This window comes from Streptomyces sp. NPDC050658 (assembly GCF_044457025.1).
GTDB lineage: Bacteria > Actinomycetota > Actinomycetes > Streptomycetales > Streptomycetaceae > Streptomyces.
The window spans coordinates 1-22,147 of record NZ_JBITGM010000019.1; the positions used below are offsets into that span (position 1 = coordinate 1).

The window sequence follows — 22,147 nt, forward strand, 5'->3', positions numbered from 1 at the left end:
AGAAGGTCTCTGCGGTGGAGGCGGGCCTGTCAAGGGTGGAGCGCAAGCGGAATCGGCGAAGCCGACGCGTAGCGCAGCGGAGCGCCCTTTACAGGCACGCCGGAAGCGCCACACTCCGCAGAAGCCGGGCGGCCCCGGTGACGATCGAAGGCACCGGGCCACCCCAAGCAGCCGCTCGCGCGTCCGCCCTTGTCGGGCCGCCGTTCGGTCCCCCTGTGCTCCAGAGGACCCGGTAGCCCCGGCAAACATCAGTGCCCCTGGCCCACCCCCCGGCCCCCCGCCATTCAAGGCAGCGTCAGGACGATCTTGCCCGTTGTGTGGTTCGTTTCGCCCAGCGCGTGGGCCTTGGCCGCCTCCGCGAGGGGGAAAGTCGCCTCGACGTGGGCGCGCAGCGCGCCCGCCGTGGCCAGTTCCGCTATCGCGTTCATGCCCGCGTGGTCCGCTTCGACCAGGAGGGTTTCCACGCGGACGCCCCGCGCCGCGGCCCGCTCCGCTTCCTCCGGGTCCGTTCCCGGGAGGAGTGAGACGAGGACGCCGCCGGGGCGCAGGACGTCGAGGGAGCGGGCGCGGGTATCGCCGGAGAGGGGGTCCAGCACCATGTCGACGTCCCGGACGGCATCGCGGAAGTCGGCGGCGCGGTAGTCGATGACCTCGTCCGCGCCGAGTGAGCGTACGAAGTCGTGCTTGGCGGCGCTGGCGGTGCCGATGACGTACGCGCCGCGGGACTTGGCGATCTGGACGGCGAGGTGGCCGACCCCGCCCGCGGCCGCGTGGATCAGGACGCGCTGCCCCGCACGGACCGCCGCCGTGTCGACGATCGCCTGGTACGCCGTGAGGGCGGCGAGCGGCAGGGCGCCGGCCTGGACGTGGTCGATCCCGGCGGGCTTGTGCGCGAAGGCGCGGGCGGGGCCCGTCACGTACTCGGCGTGGGAGCCGACGCCGTGCGGGTAGGGCAGCATCCCGAAGACCTCGTCACCCGGCTTGAACAGGGTGACGCCGAAGCCCACGGCCTCGACCACGCCGGAGACGTCCCAGCCGAGTACCAGCGGCAGACGGCCGCCGAGGAAGAGGCCCGTGGACCGGTGCTTCCAGTCGGTCGGGTTCACGCCCGCCGCGCGGACGGCGACGAGGATCTGGCTCGGAGCGGGCGCCGGGCGGGGCAGGGTGACCTCCGCCAGAACCTCGGGCGTCCCGTGCGTGTCCTGGCTGATCGCGCGCATCGTGGCAGTGGGAGTGGCAGTGGCGACAGCAGCGGTAGTCGTGGTGTTTGTCATGGCACCAGCCTCGCCCTCCGCGCCTCCCCGTACCATGGCATGAATGCCAACTTACAACGGGATCGTGCCATGTGTGATCGTGCCATGTGTGATCGTGCCGTGTGTGATCGAGCCGTGCCTTCCGTCCATCGCGTCGTCGTGCTCGCCCTCGACGGGGTCTACCCCTTCGAGCTCGGTATCCCCAGCCGGATCTTTGGCGCGCTCCAGGACCGGTACGAGGTCCTGACCTGCTCCGTCGACGGCGGTCCCGTCGCCACGAACGCCGACTTCTCGGTGACGGTGGGGCACGGCCCCGAGGTCCTCGCGACGGCGGACACGGTGCTGCTGCCGCCCTTCGACGTCTCCCGGCTCTCCCGCGAGCTGCCGCCCCGCGTGGCCAAGGCCCTCGCGACGGTCCGGCCCGGCACCCGGATCGTGTCCATCTGTACGGCCGCCTTCGTGCTGGCGGCGGCGGGACTGCTCGACGGCCGGCCCGCCACCACACACTGGGCCGTCGCCGACGTCTTCCGGTCCTGGTATCCGACGGTCGCGCTCGACCCGGACGTGCTGTTCGTGGACGACGGCGACGTGCTGACCTCGGCCGGCGCCGCGTCCGGCGTCGACGTCTGCCTCCATCTCGTACGGCGGGATCACGGCGCGGCCGTCGCCAACCATGTGGCGCGGGTCTGCGTCGTGCCACCGTGGCGGGACGGCGGCCAGGCCCAGTACATCGAGCACCCGGTGCCCGAGTCGTCGGCGAACGGCACCTCGGCCACCCGCCAGTGGGCCCTGGAGAACCTGCACGAGCCGTTGACCCTGCCGCAACTCGCCGGGCACGCCCGGATGAGCCTGCGTACCTTCGCGCGCCGGTTCAGCGAGGAGGTCGGGATGAGCCCGGGGCGCTGGCTGATCCAGCAGCGCGTGTCCCGGGCCCAGCACCTCCTGGAGACCACCGACCTGTCCGTCGACGACATCGCGGGACGGGTCGGCTTCGCCACCGGCACCTCCTTGCGCGAGCACCTGCACTCCGCGATCGGCGTCTCCCCGATGACGTACCGCCGCACCTTCCGGGGGACGGCCGCGCAGGTGGGGTGAGTCACAGACTTCCACCCGGCGCGTAGACAAGCGGAAACAAGCGGAAACAAGCGGAAACGAGCGGCCCCGACCCGTCGGCGAAGGGGAAGTCGACGAGTCGGGGCCTGGTGGAGTTCGGCCTGAGCCGTCTCCGGTCCGTCAGCTCAGCAGTTCCACCTCCGCCAGCGTCGCCGAGCCGTCCAGGATCAGGCGGTAGCGGTCGTAGTCGCCGGGATCGGACACGGAGAACGCCCGTGTCTGTCTGTCCCAGGCGAAGGACTCGCCCGTGCGCTTGTCCAACTCGGTCCACTTCTCACCGTCGTCGGACCCCTGAAGGACCCAGCCGCGCGGCGCCTTCGCCTTGTCCGTCGACGACGTCAGCGTGTACTGCACGGCCTTCGTCGGCTTCGTCACCGGCAGTTCCACCGGACCGGACTCCGAAGTGGCCTCCGTCGACGATGAGTTGTCGAACAGCGCGCCCTCGCCGGAGATCGCGTCACCGCGCGGCGACGGCACCTTGTCGTCCTGCGTGATCGACGTCGGCTGGGCGTTCCTGCCCGTGCCCCAGGCCGACGGCTTCGGGCCCATGTCGAACTCCAGGACGCCGCCGCGTGCGATCTCCTTGTGGGGCAGGGCAGTTGACGTCCACTTCTTGCCGTTGACCTTCAGGCCCTGGACGTACACGTTCTTCGCGCTGTTCTTCGGGGCCTTCACCACCAGATCGCGGCCGCCGTCCAAGTGAACGGTCATCTTGGTGAATTGAGGGGACCCGATCGCGTACTCGCCGCTGCCCATGACCAGCGGGTAGAAGCCGAGCGAGGAGAAGAGGTACCAGGCCGACTGCTCGCCGTTGTCCTCGTCGCCGTGGTAGCCCTGGCCGATCTCGCTGCCCGTGTAGAGCCGGGAGAGGACCTCGCGGACCTTCTCCTGCGTCTTGGACGGCTTGCCCGCCGCGTCGTACATGTAGGCGGCGTGGTGGGCGACTTGGTTGGAGTGGCCGTACATGCCCATGCGTACGTCGCGTGCCTCGGTCATCTCGTGGATGACGCCCCCGTAGGAGCCGGCGAACTCGGCGGAGCCCGTCTCCGGAGTGGCGAAGTACTTGTCCAGCTTGTCGGCCAGACCGGACCTGCCGCCGTAGAGATTGGCGAGACCGCGTGAGTCCTGCGGGGCCGTGAAGGCGTAGCCCCAGGCGTTCGTCTCCGTGTAGTCGTAGCCCCATACGCGCGGGTCGAACTTCTCCGACGGGACCCGCCAGTCGCCCTTCTTGTCCTTGCCCTGGAAGAAGCCCGAGCTGCCCGGACCGCCCGCCTTGCCGTCGAAGAGCTTCACGTATTCGCGGGCCCGGTTGAGGAAGTAGTCGGACTCCTCCTTGTAGCGCTTCTCGCCCGTCTTCTTGTGGAGCGCCTTGCCCATGCTCGCGATGCCGTAGTCGTTGAGGTATCCCTCCAGGGCCCAGGACAGGCCCTCGTGGGTCTCGCTGGGCGTGTAGCCGAGGAAGGGTGACGTCTCCATGCCCTTGCGGCCCACGCCCGAACTCGGCGGTACGACCGTCGCGTTCTTCACCGCGGCGTCGTACGCGTCCTTCGCGTCGAAGTCCACGCCCTTGACGTACGCGTCGGCGAACGCGACGTCCGACGAGGTGCCCGTCATCAGGTCGGCGTACCCCGGCGAGGACCAACGCGACGTCCAGCCGCCGTCCTTGTACTGCTGCACGAAGCCGTCCACCAGCTCGCCCGCCTTCTTGGGGGTGAGCAGGGAGTACGCGGGCCAGGTCGTCCGGTAGGTGTCCCAGAAGCCGTTGTTCACGTACGGCTTTCCGTCGACGATCTTCGCGCCGGTGTGGGTGGGGGTGTCGGGACCGGTCTGCGGCGAGAACGGGGACGCGTACCGGTACTTGTTCCCCACCTTCTCGAAGCCCGAGTTGGGGTACAGGTACAGGCGGTACAGGGACGAGTAGAGCGTCGTGCGCTGGCCCTCCGTCGCGCCCTCCACCTCCACCTTGCCGAGGATGTCGTCCCAGCTCTTCTGGGCGCTCCTCTTCACGTCGTCGAAGGAGGTGCCCGACGGGATCTCCATGGCGAGGTTGGCCTTCGCCTGGTCCAGGCTGATGAGGGAGGTCGCCAGGCGCAGGTTGACCGTGCGGTCCGCGCCGGGCTTGAAGCGGAGGTAGCCGGTGACGTCGCCGCCACCGCCGCCGTCGAGCTTGCCGCCCGCCGTGACGGGGGCGTCGAAGGTCCCGTACACGAAGAGGCGCGTGGCACCGGTGGACAGCCCGGACTTCACGTCCGAGAAGCCGCTCACCACGCCGCTCTCCTTGTCGAGGGTGAGGCCGCCCTTCTCCGACACGTTGTCGAAGATGACGCTGGCGTCGTCACCGGGATAGGTGAATCGCATCATCGCCGCGTGGTCCGTCGGCGCCATCTCGGCCTTCAGGCCGTTCTCGAAGGTCACGCCGTAGTAGTGCGGGCGTGCCGTCTCCTTCTCGTGGCGGAAGGGCAGCGCACGCTTGGTGCGGGACGCGGACGGGGTGTCCTTGTCGACCGACGGCATCATCTGGAACGTCTGGCGGTCGCCCATCCAGGGGCTCGGCTCGTGGCTCGCGCTGAACGCCTGGATGGTGGGCAGGTTGTCGCCGTTGTTGCCGCGCGCGTAGTCGTAGAGCCAGCTGAGCGAGCCCGCGTTGGTCACCGGCGTCCAGAAGTTGAAGCCGTGCGGGACGGCCGTCGCCGGGAAGGTGTTGCCGCGCGAGAAGCCGCCGCTGGAGTTGGTGCCGCGGGTGGTCGACGCGTAGTCCGAAGGGTGCGCCTTGGGCTTCTCCGGGGCCTTCTCCTTCAGGGATACGTCGTCCACCCAGCCGCGGAACTTCGCCGGGCCCTTGGGCGCGTCGTACGCGACGAGGACGCGGTCGACGGTCTTGCCGCCCGCGACCTGGCCGATCCGCGCGGCCACGTTGTTCCACTGGTTGACGTAGAGGCCCTTCGCGGCGCCCTGGCCCTGCGGGCTCAGCGGGAAGCCGTGCTGGTCCATGGCCTTGAGGTCACTCAGATAGGTGCCGTCGGTGAAGGCCAGGTCCAGTGACACGTTCGTGGCCTGGTAGTCCAGGTCGCCCTCGGCCATCGACGGGAAGATGCGGTACGACAGCTCGGTGTTCCGGCGCACCTCGACGTTCACGTCGAAGACCTTGTTGTACGAGTAGCCGCGGGCGTCCGCCTTGTGGGTGCCGGCGTAGCGCAGGGCGCGCTTGCCGGTGAAGCCAGCGCCCGACTTCGCGGTCGGGGAGCCGCTGGGGCCCCGGTCGACGAGGGAGAGCATGTCCTCGGGCGGCGGGGCGTCGTCGCCGCCGACGGAGAGCTGGACGTCGGCGAGCTGGAGGGCGTCGGACGCGCCGTTGTTGGCGGTGACGTCCAGGCGGTAGTGCGCGTACGCCTTGGAGTTCGCGCCGTCGATGTCGTACTTCTTCGTCTGGTGGCGCTGGGTGAAGGACTCGCCCTTGCGGGTGTCGAGGTCCTGCCAGGTCTTGCCGTCCGTGGAGCCCTGCAGGGTCCAGTCCTTGGGGTCGCGCTCGGCGTGGTCGTTCGCCGAAGTCAGCGCGTACGTCACGACCTTCGAGGGCTCGTCCAGGTCGAACTCCGCCCAGCCCGTGGGGGCGAACGTCAGCCATTTGCTGGTGGGCTCGGCGTCGACGAGGTTCTCCTTGACCTCGCCGCTGCCCGCGTTCTCACCGCTGGCGCGGACCTCGGTGACGTGGTCGTTCACACTTCCGGGGATGCCCGCGCTGAACTCGCCGTTGACTCCGGAGGCGCGCTTCTTGCCGTCGGGGCCCGTCTCCACGGTGTTCAGCCAGTCCGGCTGGGCCTCGCCCTCCTCGAAGGACGAGACGAACTCCTTTGCCGCCCTGGGCGGTTCCTCCGGCTTCGCGAACGCGGCGCCCTGTGAGGTGGCGACGAGCGTGATGGCGGCGGCGCCGAGGACGCCGGCCGAGCGGTGCCGTCTGAGCCGGGGTCCGCGTGCTGATCTGTGGGATCTGAATGGCATCCCCGAGTCCCTCCCTGCGAGTTGGACAACGTTGTCACATCGCTGCGCAAGGTCCAGTAGGGCGCCAAGTGGCCGGTGGTGTCAAGGCTGTTGGAGTGCCTGGCGGGAGTGACGTAGGGTCTCTCGGCGTAACGGGGGAGGTGGGGCTGGGTGAAGCCGCTGGAGGATGGCGATCCGTCGGCCATCGGCGCGTACGAGTTGCTGGGGCGGCTCGGCAGCGGCGGCATGGGGGAGGTCTTCCTCGGGCGTACGGGGGAGGGGCGGCTGGCGGCGGTCAAGGCGGCGCGGTCCGAGCTGGCCCATGATGCCGAGTTCCGGCGGCGGTTCGCCCGTGAGGTCGATGCGGCGCGGCAGGTCGACGCGCGGTTCACGGCGGCGGTCCTGGACGCCGATCCGGGGGCGCGGCGTCCGTGGCTCGCCACGGAGTACATCCCCGGGGTGTCGGTCACCGAGGCGGTCGTACGGAGCGGTCCGCTGCCGGAGGCTCCGCTGCTCGTGCTGGCGGCGGGGGTCGCGGCGGCCCTCGACGCGATCCACCGGGCGGGTCTGACGCACCGTGACCTGAAGCCCTCGAACGTACTCCTCGCGGAGGACGGGCCGCGCGTCATCGACTTCGGCATCGCGCGCTCGGTCGAGCACTCCCAGATCACCCGCACGGGCCAAGTTCCGGGCACACCGGGCTACATGGCGCCGGAGCAGCTGCGGGGCGGCGAGATCGGGCCCCATACGGACGTGTACGCGCTGGGCGCGACGCTGGTGTACGCGGCGACGGGCGAGGGACCCTTCGGGCACGGCGACGTCTTCGCGATGATGTACCGCACGATCGAGGAGCAACCCCACGTCACCGAGGTCCCCCACCCACTCCGCGAGACGGTGACCCGCTGCCTGTCGAAGGAACCAGCACAACGCCCGACGGTGGCGGACCTAAGACTGGAGTTCGAGGTACCGGCGACGCTGCGCTTGGGCGGCCGGGGCGAGTGGCTGCCAAGGGAGTTCGCGACGTTTCCGCTGGGGGCGGCGGGGGAGACGCCGGGGGTGTCGCCGGACGGGAAGCGGCCTGCGGGGCCGGAGGGGGGTTGGTCTGCGGCGCCTGGCGGGGATGCGCTGGCTTCGTCCGGGGACGGTGCAGCGGCTTCGCCCGGCGGGGACACGCCGGCCTCGTCCGGCGGGGATGCGCTGGCCTCGCTCGGCGGCGACGCATCGGCTGCGGGCGGCGGTGACTCGCTGGCTCCGTCCGGCGAGAGTGCGTCGGCTGCGCCTGATGGGGACGCGTCGGCTGTGTCCGGCGGTGGGGCGCCCGCTTCGTCCGGTGGGGATGCGTTGGCCGGGCCCGGCGGGGAACCGGCAGCCGTGCCCGGACCTGCCCCGCTCGGCGGCGGCACGCCTGCCCTGCCCGGCGACGACGCTCCAGCCCTGCTCACCGGTGACGCGCCTGCGCCGTCCGGCGGACCCGCATCGCCCCCGTCCGGCGGACCCGCATCGCCCCCGTCCGACGATGCTCCACCAGCCGCGTCCGCCGCGCTCACCCCGAACTCGGCCGCCACAGCCCCGATTTCCGCTACCCCGAACTCGGCCGCCACAGCCCCGATTTCCGCTACCCCGAACTCGCCCACCACAGCCCCGATTTCCCCCACCCCGTCCTCATCCTCCGCCTACCCCGAACCGGAAGACGCCGTCCCCGCGGCAACCGCGCAGGACGACGACGCCGCGCCCGCCCCGACCGGCACCCCCGCACCCCGCAACCGCCTCTCCCGCCGAGCCCTTCTCGGTGTCTCCGCCGCCGTCGCGGCTGCCGGGGTCAGCGGCACCGTTGTCGCGCTCCGTGGCTTCGGCGAAGGGGAAGGTGGCCCGGAGGGGGGCGCGCCCTCGTATCCCTTCCAGGTCGGGGATCGGCTGGAAGTGGTTCTGCCCAAGGGAGGGGCCTACTCCACGGATTACCTCAAGGACGCCCTGAACCGGTTCCAGGAGGTGTTTCCGGAGGTCGACCTCAGGCGGACCTGGGCTTCCGACGTCAGCGCCGAAGTCATGCCGCGCTTCACCGCGGACGAGGCGCCCGACCTGATCAACAACGCGGGGTCGAACGCCGCCCACCTGCGGAAGCTGGCCTCCGCGCACCGGCTGCTCGATCTCACGCCGCTCCTCGACGCCCCCGCGTTCGGCGGCCCGGAGCGGAAGGTCCGGGACGCCCTCGCGCCGGGGGTCGTGGAGAAGGGGCGGTTGAGGGAGGGGGAGAAGGCCGTGCATGCCCTGTACTACGAGGTCAATGCCTATGGCTTCTGGTACTCGCGTAAGGCCTTGGAGAAGCTCGGTGCCGGGTATCCGAAGACCTGGGACGACCTGCTCGACGTATGCGGGCGGGCCAAGGAGACGGGCATGGCCGGGGTGGTCTATCCGGGGAAGTATCCCTACTACTTCTGGTACGTGATCGCCGCGTCCATCGGCAAGCGCGGGGGGCGGGAAGTGCTGGACGCGCTCTACTCCGGTGACCCCGAGGCGTGGGACGCGGAATCCGTGCTGGACGTGTTCGAGAGCTACCACGAGCTTGCCGTCAAGGGACACCTGTGGAAGGCGTCGCAGGGGTACGACTTCGCGCAGGCCCAGCAGGCCTGGGTGCAGGGCAAGGCACTCTTCATGCCGAACGGCAGCTGGGTGGAGGGCGAGGTCGCCGACCTGACGCCGGCCGGCTTCGACATGGCGGTCGGGCCGCCGCCCTCCGTCGACGCGAGCGACAAGCTGCCCTTCGGCGCGCTGTCCGTCGGGTACGCGAACCCGTTCGTCGTCCCGCGCGACGCCGAGCACCCCGACGCCGCCCTGGAGCTGCTGCGGATCATGCTCGGCCGTAAGGCGGCAGGGCGGTACGAGGCCAGGAACAAGGCGGTTGTCGCCACCCGGACCACCCTGCGGAGCACTGAGCGGTCCGCTCCCGGCACCGCCTCCGCGCGGGCCGCCTTCGAGGCGGCCGGCGGCGACACCTTCGTACTGAAGGAGTTCGATCCGCCGCGGCTCCAGGACCGGATCACCGTCCTGATCGGGGAGATGCTCGTCCCCCGCGCCACTCCCGGCGAGACGGTCGAGCGGATCCAGAGCGCCGTCCTCAACCCATGACCGAATTGTTCACGCGGTGAACGAACCACTCCACGTCTCCGCGAGGTCTCAACTCGGGAAAGACTGCTGGCCGAAGCTGTGTTCGATCTTGCTCTGGCGCCGAAGAGTGGACTATACCTATCGGCACCCTGAGTGGCGGGTGCGAGCCCTTGCCATGGAGTTGTCGCACGTTCAGTACCACCCAAGCTTCAACTGACCCGCGATGTCGGGCCCTTCGCCCCCGGAGCATCGGGTGAGCCGGCGGAGCCCCGCACCGCCTGAGTCCTGGAGAAGGCGAGGACTTGAGCATGGGATCCACCAGCTTCAACCGTCGTGACGTGATGAAGAAGGCGGCGGTCACCGGCCTTCTCGCGGTGCCGGCCGTCGGCGCGCTGACCTCCTGCGCCAGCGGCGGCGGGGACGAGAACAAGGCCGAGAAGGGCGAGAAGTCCAAGAAGAACCCGCTGGGCGTGAAGACCGACGCCGCGCTCGGGGTCTACATCTTCAACGGTGGATACGGCGACAAGTACGCCCAGTTCGTCACCGACATGTACAAGAAGAGGTACCCGAAGTCGGACCCGGAGCAGAAGGCGACCACGAAGATCGCCACCCAGCTCCAGCCGAAGATCGTGCGCGGCAAGCCGACCGCGGACGTCGTCAACAACTCCGGCGCCGACCAGATGAACATCGGCAAGCTGGTGCACAACAAGCAGGTCGCCGACCTCGGCGAGGTGCTCGACGCCCCCTCGTGGGACGACCCGAACGTCAAGGTGCGCGACACCCTGGTGCCCGTGGTCGAGACGATGGGCCAGTTCGGCGGCAAGGAGTGCTACCAGCTCAACATCGCCGTGACCGTCTACGGCAACTGGTACTCCAAGAAGCTGCTCGAGGAGGGGCTCGACTCCGAGTATCCGGAGACCTGGGACGCGATGCTCGCGGTCTGCAAGAAGGCCAAGGCGAAGGGCATTCACGGCTGGAGTTACCCCGGCGGCCACCCCCGCTACATGTTCTTCAGCATGTACGCGATGTTCGCCCAGCGCGGCGGCCGTGACGTCATCACCGCCATGGACTACCTGGAGCCGGACGCCTGGAAGAACGACGCGGTCAAGGACGTCTTCGAGGCCTGGGAAGAGCTCGTCGCCAAGAAGTACGTGCTGACGGGCTTCGACGGCACCGAGGCGCACACGGAGATGCAGACCGCCTGGACCGAGGGCGGCAAGTGTCTCTTCGTACCCAATGGTTCCTGGGTGGAGAACGAGGCGAAGGAGACCACGCCCAAGGACTTCCAGATGACGGTGGGCGCCACCCCGTCGCTGGACTCGGGCGACAAGATGCCGTTCGGCACGCTCTACGCCCCGGCCGGTGAGCCCTTCATCGTCCCGTCCAAGGCACAGAACGTGCAGGGCGGCCTGGAGTGGCTGCGGATGATGTACAGCAAGGAGGCCGCCCTGAACCTGTTCAAGGAGGTCGGCTCGATCCCCGCGGTCAAGGGAGCCATCGACGGCCAGAAGCTGCCGTCCGGTACGGCGAGCGCGCAGAAGGCCATCGACGCGGCCGGCGAGAACGTCGTCATCCCCAAGTTCTACGACTGGTACAACGAGCTGTTCCGCGAGGACTTCAACAACATGATCGCCAAGTTCATGCTGGGCCAGATCGGCACCAAGCAGGCGATGGACACCATGCAGAAGGCGTCCGAGCGGATCCTGAAGGACCCCGACATCACCAAGGTCAAGAAGGCCTGACAGGCAACGGAACCGGGTACGCGGGCGCGTGAGCGAGGCGGGGCGGAGCAGCATGAAGACGGACGGCCGGGTCGACGAATCCCCACCCCCGGGACCCCCGGGGCCTTCGAAGGAGACAGCGGACCGGATACGCCGACCCGAGGCGCCCGGACGGCTGTTGTTCCTCCTTGCGGTGCTGCTGCCGCCCCGCTTCACACCGGAACGCGTGCGCTACGACAGGCGCTACCGGACCCTCGACAAGTACCGCTTCATCGCGGGCTTCCTGGGACTGCCGCTCGCGTTCTACGCCCTGTTCGTCATCTCGCCCTTCGTGCAGGCGATCTACTACTCGTTCACCGACTGGTCCGGCGGCCCGGTCGCGAACTTCATCGGCTTCGACAACTTCACCAAGATGTGGAACGACGAGCGCTTCTGGGAATCCCTGGAGGCCAGCACCTTCCTCGCTGTCGTCGCCCCGCTGCTCACCCTCGTGCTCGGCATGTTCTTCGCCTACATGATCACGTCGGGCGGCCGGCACCGTAAGGGCCAGGCCATCGCGGGCGTCGCGGGCTCGTCGTTCTACAAGGTCGTCTACTTCTTCCCGCAGGTCCTGTCGGTGGCCATCATCGCCGTCGTCTGGGGGCGCGTCCTCAACACCAACAGCGGCCTGATCAACGGCGGGCTGGGCAAGATCGGCATCGACGGGCCCGCCTGGCTCGGCGGCGACCGCAACCTCGGCCTGATCGCCGTACTCGTCGTCCTGTGCTGGAGCTTCGTCGGCTTCTACGTGGTGCTGTTCTCCGCCGCGATGGGCGCGATCCCCAGGGACATCTACGAGGCCGCGCTGCTCGACGGGGCCGGCCGGGGCCGGACCTTCTTCAGCGTGACGCTCCCGCTGATCTGGGACACCGTACGGACCGGCTGGATCTATATGGGCATCCAGGCGCTCGACTCGTTCGCGATCGTCCTGGTGATGGTGCCCGAACACGTCCTGAAGGTGACCCCGGTCTTCCTCTACGAACGGTTCCGGGACGGCCAGTACGGCTATGCCACCTCCATCGGCGTCGTCCTCCTCGTCCTCAGCATGGCGTTCTCGCTGATCGTCATGAGGATCGGGAACCGCGACCGGATCGAATACTGAGACCGCGGGAGCCACAGGATCATGACCACCTCCACCACCGAGCCCCGCACCAAGTCCGCCGACTCGGCCCGCCGCGACGGGAGTTCGACGGGCGGCGCCGCGCTCAACGTCTTCTCGCACGCCTTCCTCGTCCTGTGGGTGGTCCTCGCCGCGGGGCCCCTCGTCTGGGTCGCCCTCACCGCGTTCCGCCCCTCGGTGGAGATCCTCAGCGATCCGATGGGCTGGCCGGCCTCCTTCCACTGGGAGAACTTCACCAACGCGTGGACCAAGGCCAGCATCGGCCAGTACGCCCTCAACTCGCTGATCATCCTGGCGGGTTCGCTCACCGGGACGATGCTGCTCGGCTCGATGGCCGCCTATGTCATCGCCCGCTTCACCTTCCCCGGCAACCGGTTCGTCTTCCTGCTCTTCGCGGGCGGCATGATGTTCCCGGTCATCCTCGCGCTGGTCCCGCTCTTCGCGGTGATGGAGAACTTCGGGCTGTTGGACACCCGGCCAGGTCTGATGATCGCGTACATCGCCTACTCGCTGCCCTTCACCGTCTTCTTCCTGACCTCCTTCTTCCGTACGTTGCCGACGGGCGTCCAGGAGGCGGCGATGGTCGACGGGGCCTCGCACACCCGCACCTTCTTCCAGATCATGCTGCCGATGGCCAAGCCGGGCCTGGTCAGCATCGGCATCTTCAACTTCCTCGGCCAGTGGAACCAGTACCTGCTTCCGCTGCTGCTCAACAACGAGGAGGAGAGCAGCTATGTGCTGCCCCAGGGACTCGCCAACCTGGCCGTGACACAGGGCTATCGGGGCGACTGGGGTGCGCTCTTCGCGGGCCTGACGATCGCCATGCTGCCGGTGCTCGTCGTGTACGCGGTCTTCCAGCGACAGGTGCAGGCGGGGCTCACCGCGGGCGCCCTCAAGTGACCTCCACAGCGGGTGATTTCAGCTTGGCCACGAAAGTGGTCTAGGCCTGTCGCGCCAATTCCGGCCGTGAGTAATGTCGGCGCAACGGCGCCGCGGGGGGCCTTTGCCCGCGTTCAAGTCGACACCGATGTCGAAGGGTTGAACAGCATGAGGAATCGATTGATCGCCACCGGTGCGGCAACGCTCGCGATGGCTCTGGGACTTACCGCCTGCGGCGGTGACAGCGACAGCGGCGACGGCAAGACCATCAAGCTGGTCGCCGCCGACTACGGCGACAAGGCCTCGAACGCCTCCAAGATCTACTGGAACGAGGTCAAGAAGGAGTTCGAGAAGGCCAACAAGGGCTACAAGGTCGACGTCCAGGTCATCAACTGGAACGAGATCGACAAGTCCGTGAAGAACATGATCCAGGCGGGCAACCAGCCCGACCTGCTGCAGACCGGCGGCTACGCCGACAAGGTCGCCGACGACCTGCTCTACAAGGCCGACGAGGTCCTCTCGCCCAAGACGCGCGAGAACCTCATACCCTCCTTCGCCAAGGCCGGCGAGGTCGACGGCACCCAGTACGGCATCCCGTGGGTCTCCTCCAGCCGCGTCATGTTCTACAACAAGGACGTCCTGAAGAAGGCCGGTGTGAAGACGCCGCCGAAGACCTGGGACGAACTCGCCGCCGCGGCAAAGAAGATCAAGGACTCCAAGGCCGCCGAGACCCCCTACGCCCTGCCGCTCGGCCCCGAGGAGACCCAGGGCGAGACGATGATGTGGGAGCTCGGCAACGGCGGCGGCTACACCGACTCCAGCGGCAAGTACACGCTGGACAGCGCCAACAACGTAGAGACCTTCGAGTGGCTCCAGAAGAACCTGGTCAAGCCCGGCCTCACGTACTCCAACCCGGCCTCCACCGACCGCAAGACGGCCTTCGCGGACTTCGCGGCCGGCAAGGTCGGCATGCTCAACGGCCACCCGAGCCTCATCCAGATGGCCAAGGACGGCAAGGTCGACTACGGCGTCACGCCCATCCCCGGCAAGACCGGACCGCTCGACAGCACGCTCGGCGTGGCCGACTGGATGATGGCGTTCAAGGACGGCGGCGCGGAGAAGGAAGGCGTGAAGAAGTTCCTGGACTTCACGTACTCCAAGAAGATGCTGGCCTTCGACGAGATGTACAACCTCATGCCGGTCACCCAGGACACCCTCAAGGAGATGCAGTCCAGCGGCAAGCACAAGGACCTGGAGCCGTTCTTCGAGGTCCTGCCGAACGCCAAGTTCTACCCGCTGGGCGACACCGCGTGGGACGTCATCTCCGCCGAGATGAAGAAGACCGGCGGCAAGGCGGCGTCCGACGACCCGAAGTCGGTCCTCGGTGACCTGCAGAAGAAGGCGGAGGACGCGGCGGCCGCGGCCAAGTAGCCGAAACCCGGGCCCCGTTCACCTCTCGTACGCGTACGCAAGGAGTCCTTGTGTCACTGAAGGCCCCTCCGCCCCCGGCCGACACCGGCCGGGGACGGGGCGGGCGCGCACCCAGGCCGGTCAGCCGCCGCAGCGGTATCGCACGGCTCGGCCCGCTGCCCTGGATAGCGCCCGTCATCCTGCTGATCCTCGCCGTGGTCGTCTGGCCGGTCGTCGAGCTGATCCGCACCTCGTTCCTGAACGTGTCCATCGCGGGCGTCGTCCGCGGCAGCGCGGGAACCGACAAGTTCAAGAAGCTCTTCGAGGAGAGCGACTTCGGCTCGGTCCTGTTCTGGACGACCGTCTGGACCGTCGTCGTGGTGAGCGTCACGATGCTGCTCTCGCTCGCCCTCGCCCAGCTGTTCAACCAGAAGTTCCCCGGTCGGCGCATCACCCGCTGGGCGCTCATCGCCCCCTGGGCGGCGTCCGTCCTGATGACCGCCATCGGCTTCAAGTGGATGCTCAACCAGACCGCGGGCGTCCTCAACACGGTGATGCTGGACCTCGGCCTCATCGACAAGTCGAAGGACTGGCTGGGCGACGCGGACACCGCCTGGCCCTGGATGATGGCCGTCGCCGTCTTCGTCTCGCTGCCCTTCACCACGTACACGCTGCTCGCCGGACTGCAGACCATCCCGCAGGACGTCTACGAGGCCTCGCGGATCGACGGGGCCGGCGGCTGGCAGACGTACCGGCACATCACGCTGCCGATGCTGCGGCCCGCGTTCCTCGTCGGCGTGGTCATCAACCTCATCAACGTCTTCAACTCCTTCCCGATCATCTGGGCCATGACCCAGGGCGGACCGGGCTACGACACCTCCACGTCGATGGTGTTCATGTACAAGCTGAAGGAGACCGACATCGGTGAGTCCGCCGCCATGTCGGTGGTCAACTTCGCGATGGTCGTGGTGCTCGTGCTGATCTTCCTGAAGGTCAGCCGGTGGAACGAGGAGGACTGATGGCCACCGCGACAGCGGCCCGCCCCGGGTCGCAGAAGGGCCACAAGCCCAAGCCCAAGCGCACGTTCCGGCCGCGCACCCTCGTCATCACCGTCGTCGCCTGGGCGCTGGCGGCGCTCTTCCTGGCGCCGTACCTGGAGATGGTGATCACCGCGCTGCGTCCCAAGGACGAGCTGCGGGACCGCACCTATCTGCCCTCGGACTTCGAGTGGGCGAACTTCATCGACGTATGGAAGGAGTCCGAACTCGGCCAGAACCTCCAGGTCACCCTGTTGGTCGCGGGCGGGGCGACGCTCCTGGTGCTGCTCGTCTCGCTGCCTGCCGCCTACTACACGGCACGCATGCGCTACCGGGGGCGCAAGGCCTTCCTGCTGCTCGTCCTGGTCACCCAGATGTTCCAGCCGACCGCGCTGCTCGTCGGCCTCTACCGCGAGTTCCACCAGCTGGACATGCTCAACTCGGTCTGGACGCTGATCATCACCAACGCGGCGTTCAACCTCGCCTTCGCGGTATGGATCCTGACCGCCTACATCAGCTCGATCCCGCCGGAGCTGGAGGAGGCCGCCATGGTGGACGGCACCAGCCGCTTCGGCGCCATGATCAAGGTCACGCTGCCGCTCGCGCTGCCCGGCGTGGTCACCGCGGTGATCTTCACCTTCATCACCTCGTGGAACGAGTTCGTGATGGGACTCACGCTCACCACCGAGCCCGACAAGCAGCCGCTGACCGTGGGCATCAACAATTTCATCGGCGCCTACACCGTGGAGTGGAACTACCTCTTCGCCGCGTCGGTGGTGGCGATCGTGCCGGTCATCGTGCTGTTCGCGTTCATCGAACGGCATGTGGTGTCGGGGCTTACGGCGGGGTCGGTGAAGTGACGGCCAGGTCGGTGAAGTAGCCCCCGAACGGCCGGTCACCCGGTCAGAATTGGGGCATGCAGATGCGAGATCAGCTGGCGCGTGACATCCGGGAGCTCCCTGATGAGGCCGCCGTGCGCGCCCTTGAGGTCGTGGTCGAGGAGCAGGGACTGCTTCCCCGGGCGCGCGCGGCCGACTGGGACGGCGGGGAGCTGGCGGAGACGCTGGAGAGCGCGGACATCGCGGAGTACCTCGGGCCGGACCGGCCCGAGGCGTCCGAAGGGGATCTGGCGCGCGCCGCGCTGGAGTACGCCGCCTCCCTCGACGAGAACCTGTCGCGCACGGTCGGCGAGGCCGTCGACTACGCGCGCTCGCCGATGGAGCGCTTCGACCCCGTCGGGCTCTCGGTCACGGTGCTCGTCGTCGTACTCCTGCAGACCGAGGTCCGCGTGAAGCGGGACACCCAGGGCAAGTGGAGCCTGATCATCCATAAGCGGGCCATGAAGGAGGCCGCTCTCGGACGGGTCTTCACGGCCCTGCTGTCGCGAATCGGCGGAGGCAAGTAGGCGGTCGGCAGCTCCGGCGGGCGGTCCCGGCCGGGCGTACCCACGGAGGCAGGATGGCGGTCTCGGCGAGGGCGACGCACGCGTGGCGGTGCGAGGAGTGCGAGCAGGAGCGCACGGCCGTCGTATGGCGCATCGTCGACGCCCGCGAACGCGCCGACATCCTGACGGCCGAGACGCCCGGCCTGTCGTGGGCGCAGTGCCCCGGATGCGGCGCGAAGGCGACCGTGGACGCGCCGCTGCTGGTCCTGCGGCCCGGGGCGACGGCGCCGCTGCTGCTCGCGCTCTCCCTCGCGGAACTCCGGTCGGGATCCCTGCCGTCCGCGCCCGTCCTCCTGGAAGAGGCAAGGCAGGCCGGGGCCTTCCGCGACACCGTCTTCCACGGCCAGGTGCTCCCGCTGCCCCGCAGACTGCTCCCTGTCGTCCTCACCCGCGACCTCGACCGGGACCTGGCCGACCCCGAGGCGGCCCGCGCGCAGCTGGCGCCGCAGGGGGAGCCGACGGCCGACAACTACGAGACCTTCCTCCACTACCTCGCGGAGGACCGCGAGGAGGCCGAGGTGAGCGGGCTGCTGTACGCCGTACTGACCAGCCTCCCGGACCAGCTCAGGGAACTCCTGTGTACGCACCCGGAGCTGACCCGTGACACAAAGGTGCGCGACGCCGGCCGGGCGGAGCTGGAGGACGCCACGGGCGCCCCGTACGAACCGGATCTGCGACGGCGCCAGCGGCTCCTGGACGACCTCTGCGACGGCCGCACCCCACAGGAGGAGGCGCTGAAGCGCTACTTCGACTCCCTGAGCGCCCTGGGCGGCGAGCTGCGGGGACGGCTGTACGCGCTGTACGAGAGGGCTCGCGCCACCGAAGGAGTCGAGTCCGTCGCAGCGGCCCGCGAGGCACTGGACCTCGCCGCCGACCTCGGCGAGCGGGAGCTGGAGACCGAGCTGGCCGCCCTGCTCGGCGAGAGCCTGGTGGCCGCCGCCCACGCCAGGCCCGACGCCGACCTGTCCGAGGCGGTCACACTCCTCGAACGCGCCCTGGACCGGCTCCCCGAAGGCAGTCCGGAATGGGTGCACACGGCCAACAACCTCGCCAGCGCGCACTACGCGCGCGATGACGGCGACCGCCTGGAGGTCTGGGAGACCGCCCGCGACCTGCTCGCCCGCGCGAGCACCCTCGACCGGCGCGAACACCCCGAGTACTGGGCGCGCATCCAGACCAACTACGGACTGCTCCTGTCGGCGCGGCCGGGCGGCGACGCCGGGGACCTCACTCTCGGCATCGACCGCATCAGGGCCGGGCTCGAAGAACGCTCCCCCGAGCGCTCCACCGTCAACTGGTCCTACTCCATGGTCAATCTGGGCCTGCTCCTCCAGCGCCGAGCCGAGCCGGACGACCTGCGCGAGGCCGAGCGCAGCTACCGCGACGCCCTGCTCCACCTCGGCCCCGGCGACGACCCCGCCCTCTGGTCGCAGGCCCAGTGCAACCTGGCCGACCTGCTGCTCACCCGAGACCCCCCGGACGCCCGTGGCGCACGGGCCGCCGCGACCGCCGCACTCGACCTGGCCACGGCACGCCCCGGCCTCCTCAACACCGGCCGCGTCACCTGGCTGCTGGCTCTGGCCGGGGACCTCATCGACGGGCCGGACAACGCCGAGAGCCGTCGGCTGCGTCATGCGGCCCTCGCCGCCACACCGCCCGCCCTCGCGCCCTCCCTGCACCTCAACATCGCCAGGGAGCTCCTCAACTCCTGCGCGGATGACGGGCAGTGGGAAGAGGCGTCGGACATCGCGTCCGACATGCTGACCGCAGTGAGCGCGCTCTACGACGCCCAAGTGACCGTCGCCGGCCGCCGCGACGTCCTCGTGCAGGTCGACCGGCTCGCCCGCTGGACCGCCTTCCTGCTGGCCCGAGCGGGCCGCCCCGAGCGCGCGGTGGAAGCGCTCGAACGCGGCCTCGCCTGCGAGCTGTCGGTGGTGACCGGGCGCGGCGCGGCCGACCTCACGGAACTCGACCGCGTCGACCCCGTCATGGCCCGCCGCTACCGCACCGCCTGGAGCCGCTACGGCACCTCCATCACCGGACCCGCCGCGACAGCGCCCGGCGGCCCCGCCCCCGTGACCCGGGTGCAGGCGGAGGCGGAACGCGCCCTGCGCGCCGTGGTCGAGGAGATCCGCGAGATTCCCGGCTTCGAAGACTTCCTGCGTACCACCGAACTGCGCGACATCGTCAGAGCCGCGGGCGGCGTACCGCTCGCCTACCTGGTCAACGCGCCCTGGGGCAGCTACGTCCTCGCTGTCACCGGAACTGTCACCGGCGCCGTCACCGGAGCTGTCACCGGAGCCGTCTCAGACGCCGCCCCTGCCGTACGGGCCGTGCACGTCCCGGAGGTCAGCAGCGTCACCCTGCTGCACCTCCTGGTCAGCGACCCGGACGAGGGCACCGTCGGACTCTGGCTCGCGCAGCACGGCACGAGGCTGGCGCGACGGCGTACCTTCCCCTCGACCCTGGAGCGCCTCACGGTCCTCGAACCGCTCCTGCGCCCCCTCGCCGAGCTCTTCGCGGACGACCCGAGCAAGGAGGCGGTACTCGTCCCGACCGGTCTGCTCGGCCTGGTCCCCCTGCACGCCGTGCCGCTCGGCCCCGGCCAAGGCCGCGTGGTCGACGACCTCGGCACCCTGACCCTCGCCCCGTCCGCGGCGGTCTACGCATCCTCCCGCGCACGGGCCGCCCGCCCGCCGCTTGCCGCGCCGCGCCTGGTGGCCGTCACCGACCCCGACGGCTCACTCCCCGGTAGCCGCAGCGAACTCGCCGAGATCCAGGCGCTGTTCGCGCCGCGCGGTCGGCTCAGCCGGGCGGTGGGGGAGGAAGCCACGGTGAGCTGGACCCTCGACCACCTCGCCGACGCGTCGTATCTGCACCTGAGCTGTCACGGCACCGCGGGCTCCGACAGCCGGGGCGGCTCACTCGTGCTCGCCGACGGCCACCTGGACATGGACACCCTCGTACGCCACCAACTGCCGCACTGCCGACTGGCGGTGGCCAGCGCCTGCCAGTCGGGGCACTACGGCATCATCGAGGCTCCCGACGAGTTCCTCGGACTTCCGGCCGCTTTCCTCCAGGCGGGCGCCGCCTGCGCGGTGACCAGCCTGTGGCAGGTGGACGACATGGCGACCGCGTTCCTGATGACACGGTTCTACGAGATCCTGTGCGAAGCCGGTGAACCGGTGCCGGCGCTGCGCCGCGCGCGCCGCTGGATGCGCTGCCTCACCTGGGACGAGTTCGCGAGCTTCACGGACACCCACCCGCACCTCGCGGCCCTCGGAGAGCGGTACGCCGCCCACGCGAGGGCGACCAAGGACCGCCCGTTCGCTTCGCCGGTCTACTGGGGGGCGTTCACGGCGTGGGGCGTGTGAGGGGTGCATCAGCGGCATCGCGGGGCGGGTGAGGGGCGGGTGAGAGGCGGGTGTCAGTCGCGGCTCGTCGGTCCGTACGCGTCGAGTGAGTACGAGCGGACCCGGTCGTCCGGCGATTGCGGAGCGTCGACCCGCATGGACGTGTAGCGCCCGCCGACCAGTCCGGTGACGGTCACTGTCACCGCGTACTTGGCCTCCCAGCCACTGGCGCAGTTCGGCTCGCAGATGACGTGCCACCCACGCCCGGTGGCGCGGGCGGTGGGCTCGCCCCAGCCCGACCACGACAGACCCAGCAGGCCCACCTTCCCGTCGCCGCAGGCGAGGAGGAGATCGTTCGGCCTGTCCAGCGCCTTCCCGCCGCAGTCGGCGATGGCGGCGGGCCGTGTGCTCGGCCGTGTCCCGCTCCTCGGCGGGGGCTGCCGGGAGGGCTCGGTCACGGCGGAGGTCCCGGCCGTGGGTGTCGCTTCCTTCTCGGCGGGCGGCGACGGCTGGACGGTCGGCTCGGGGGGCCGCTGCGCGGGAGTCCGCTCCACCGTCTCGGTCACCCGTGGCGGCGGGTCGGTGGTGATGGTGTCGCCGTCGCCCCCGGAGAACAGGGCGATGAGGGTCGTGGCGGTCAGCGCGGCGACCACGACGGCCGTCACCGCGAGGGCGGCGTACCCGCGCCGGGGCCGGGGCGCCGGACCTGTGGGGCCTTCCGCGCCGGGCGGCGGCCCTTGGACGACGACCGCGGCCTCCAACTCCGCCCGGAGCCGGGTGATTTCGGCCTGCTGTGCCGCGATGAGCTCGTGCACCTCGGCGGGCCAGGGCCGCTCCCGCGCCGTGATCCGGCCGATGTCCGCCAGGAGCCGGGCAGGCGTCGGCCGCTCCTCGGGGTTCTTCGCCAGGCAGCGGGTCACGAGCGGGCGGACCCTCGCGGGCAGCCCGCCGAGGTCGGGCTCGGTGTGCACGATGTTGTACAGCGTCTGCGGCATGGAGGGCCCGACGAACGGGCACGTCCCCGTGCACGCCATGACCAGTACCGTCCCCAGCGAGAACATGTCGCTGGCCGGTCCGAGCGGCTGCCCCTGCGCCTGCTCCGGTGACATGAAGCCGGGCGAGCCGACCAGCCGTCCCGTGTGGGTCAGCTCCGTGGTGCCGGTACCGGTCTCGGTGTCGGTCGCCCGCGCGATGCCGAAGTCGATCACGCGGGGCCCGTCGTCGGCGAGCAGCACATTGGACGGCTTGAGGTCCCGGTGCACCAGACCGGCCCGGTGGATGTCGACCAGCGCCGAGGCAAGCCCCGCGGCCATGCGCAGGACCGCCTCCTCCGGCAGCGCGCCGACGGTGGACACCGCCTGCTGCAGCGAGGGGCCGGGCACGAACTCCGATGTCAGCCACGGCTCTTCCGCGTCCGCGTCCGCGTCGATCACGGCCGACGTGTGGGCGCCGGACACCTTGCGGGAGGCCGCCACCTCGCGGCGGAACCGGGCCCGGAAGCCGTCGTCCTCGACGAACTGCGGGCGCACCTGCTTCAGCGCGACCAGGCGGCCGTCCGGGGCGCTGCTCAGCAGGACCCGGCCCATGCCGCCCCGGCCGAGCTCCGCGATCGAGCGGTACCGCCCCACCTCCACCGGATCGGTCACCGTCAACCGTTTCACCGCGCCCCCCGTGCCGGACCGTACGACAGAACAC

General features: G+C 69.8%; 13 protein-coding genes. 10 read left to right on the plus strand and 3 right to left on the minus strand.

Annotated features, from left to right (window positions below):
• Window positions 1-284: 284 nt before the first annotated feature.
• On the minus strand, window positions 285-1,220 hold the full coding sequence (locus ACIBKX_RS39365) for an NADP-dependent oxidoreductase (protein WP_363276695.1): 936 nt from the start codon (window positions 1,218-1,220) through the stop codon (window positions 285-287).
• 138 nt (window positions 1,221-1,358) lie between these two features.
• Between ACIBKX_RS39365 and ACIBKX_RS39370 the strand changes: the two genes are divergently transcribed.
• Entirely contained in the window at window positions 1,359-2,348 is a 990-nt protein-coding gene (locus tag ACIBKX_RS39370; RefSeq protein ID WP_399377246.1) for a GlxA family transcriptional regulator, read from the plus strand.
• Between the two features lie 138 nt (window positions 2,349-2,486).
• Here the strand turns inward: ACIBKX_RS39370 and ACIBKX_RS39375 are convergent, their stop codons facing one another.
• On the minus strand, window positions 2,487-6,365 hold the full coding sequence (locus ACIBKX_RS39375; protein WP_363276693.1) for a GH92 family glycosyl hydrolase: 3,879 nt from the start codon (window positions 6,363-6,365) through the stop codon (window positions 2,487-2,489).
• 150 nt (window positions 6,366-6,515) lie between these two features.
• Between ACIBKX_RS39375 and ACIBKX_RS39380 the strand changes: the two genes are divergently transcribed.
• The 9 genes from ACIBKX_RS39380 to ACIBKX_RS39420 all read left to right on the plus strand — a co-directional run bounded on the left by ACIBKX_RS39380 (window position 6,516) and on the right by ACIBKX_RS39420 (window position 20,473).
• A complete protein-coding gene (locus tag ACIBKX_RS39380) occupies window positions 6,516-9,470 on the plus strand; it encodes a serine/threonine-protein kinase (protein ID WP_363276692.1) in 2,955 nt (984 codons plus the stop codon).
• A 287-nt stretch (window positions 9,471-9,757) separates the two neighbouring features.
• Window positions 9,758-11,191: an N-acetylglucosamine/diacetylchitobiose ABC transporter substrate-binding protein gene (gene ngcE, locus ACIBKX_RS39385; protein WP_363276691.1), complete on the plus strand. Its 1,434-nt coding sequence runs from the start codon at window positions 9,758-9,760 to the stop codon at window positions 11,189-11,191.
• Between the two features lie 205 nt (window positions 11,192-11,396).
• A complete protein-coding gene (locus ACIBKX_RS39390; protein WP_363276690.1) occupies window positions 11,397-12,311 on the plus strand; it encodes a sugar ABC transporter permease in 915 nt (304 codons plus the stop codon).
• A gap of 21 nt (window positions 12,312-12,332) precedes the next feature.
• Complete coding sequence (locus tag ACIBKX_RS39395; RefSeq protein WP_363276689.1) at window positions 12,333-13,229, plus strand: carbohydrate ABC transporter permease; 897 nt, start codon at window positions 12,333-12,335, stop codon at window positions 13,227-13,229.
• A gap of 147 nt (window positions 13,230-13,376) precedes the next feature.
• A complete protein-coding gene (locus tag ACIBKX_RS39400; protein ID WP_363276688.1) occupies window positions 13,377-14,639 on the plus strand; it encodes an extracellular solute-binding protein in 1,263 nt (420 codons plus the stop codon).
• Window positions 14,640-14,689: 50 nt separating this feature from the next.
• Window positions 14,690-15,637 (plus strand): sugar ABC transporter permease, encoded by a 948-nt coding sequence (locus ACIBKX_RS39405; RefSeq protein WP_363276687.1) that lies wholly within the window; start codon window positions 14,690-14,692, stop codon window positions 15,635-15,637.
• The gene (locus ACIBKX_RS39410) at window positions 15,637-16,515 is read left to right on the plus strand and encodes a carbohydrate ABC transporter permease (RefSeq protein ID WP_363276686.1); all 879 of its coding nucleotides are present in this window, start codon (window positions 15,637-15,639) and stop codon (window positions 16,513-16,515) included. The genes ACIBKX_RS39405 and ACIBKX_RS39410 overlap by 1 nt, the downstream gene beginning before the upstream one ends.
• 56 nt (window positions 16,516-16,571) lie before the next feature.
• Window positions 16,572-17,060, plus strand: coding sequence for a hypothetical protein (locus tag ACIBKX_RS39415; RefSeq protein ID WP_363276685.1), 489 nt, complete (start codon window positions 16,572-16,574; stop codon window positions 17,058-17,060).
• Window positions 17,061-17,113: 53 nt separating this feature from the next.
• On the plus strand, window positions 17,114-20,473 hold the full coding sequence (locus ACIBKX_RS39420) for a CHAT domain-containing protein (protein WP_363276684.1): 3,360 nt from the start codon (window positions 17,114-17,116) through the stop codon (window positions 20,471-20,473).
• 53 nt (window positions 20,474-20,526) lie between these two features.
• Here the strand turns inward: ACIBKX_RS39420 and ACIBKX_RS39425 are convergent, their stop codons facing one another.
• Window positions 20,527-22,113, minus strand: a complete 1,587-nt coding sequence (locus ACIBKX_RS39425; protein WP_363276683.1) for a protein kinase — start codon at window positions 22,111-22,113, stop codon at window positions 20,527-20,529.
• Between the last annotated feature and the right edge of the window lie 34 nt (window positions 22,114-22,147).

Coding starts and splice junctions, on each gene's coding strand:
- ACIBKX_RS39420 (WP_363276684.1), top strand. CDS start 17,114: ATGGCGGTCTCGGCGAGGGCGACGCACGCGTGGCGGTGCGAGGAGTGC.
- ACIBKX_RS39395 (WP_363276689.1), top strand. CDS start 12,333: ATGACCACCTCCACCACCGAGCCCCGCACCAAGTCCGCCGACTCGGCC.
- ngcE (WP_363276691.1), top strand. CDS start 9,758: ATGGGATCCACCAGCTTCAACCGTCGTGACGTGATGAAGAAGGCGGCG.
- ACIBKX_RS39410 (WP_363276686.1), top strand. CDS start 15,637: ATGGCCACCGCGACAGCGGCCCGCCCCGGGTCGCAGAAGGGCCACAAG.
- ACIBKX_RS39415 (WP_363276685.1), top strand. CDS start 16,572: ATGCAGATGCGAGATCAGCTGGCGCGTGACATCCGGGAGCTCCCTGAT.
- ACIBKX_RS39375 (WP_363276693.1), bottom strand. CDS start 6,365: ATGCCATTCAGATCCCACAGATCAGCACGCGGACCCCGGCTCAGACGG.
- ACIBKX_RS39370 (WP_399377246.1), top strand. CDS start 1,359: ATGTGTGATCGTGCCGTGTGTGATCGAGCCGTGCCTTCCGTCCATCGC.
- ACIBKX_RS39400 (WP_363276688.1), top strand. CDS start 13,377: ATGAGGAATCGATTGATCGCCACCGGTGCGGCAACGCTCGCGATGGCT.
- ACIBKX_RS39365 (WP_363276695.1), bottom strand. CDS start 1,220: ATGCGCGCGATCAGCCAGGACACGCACGGGACGCCCGAGGTTCTGGCG.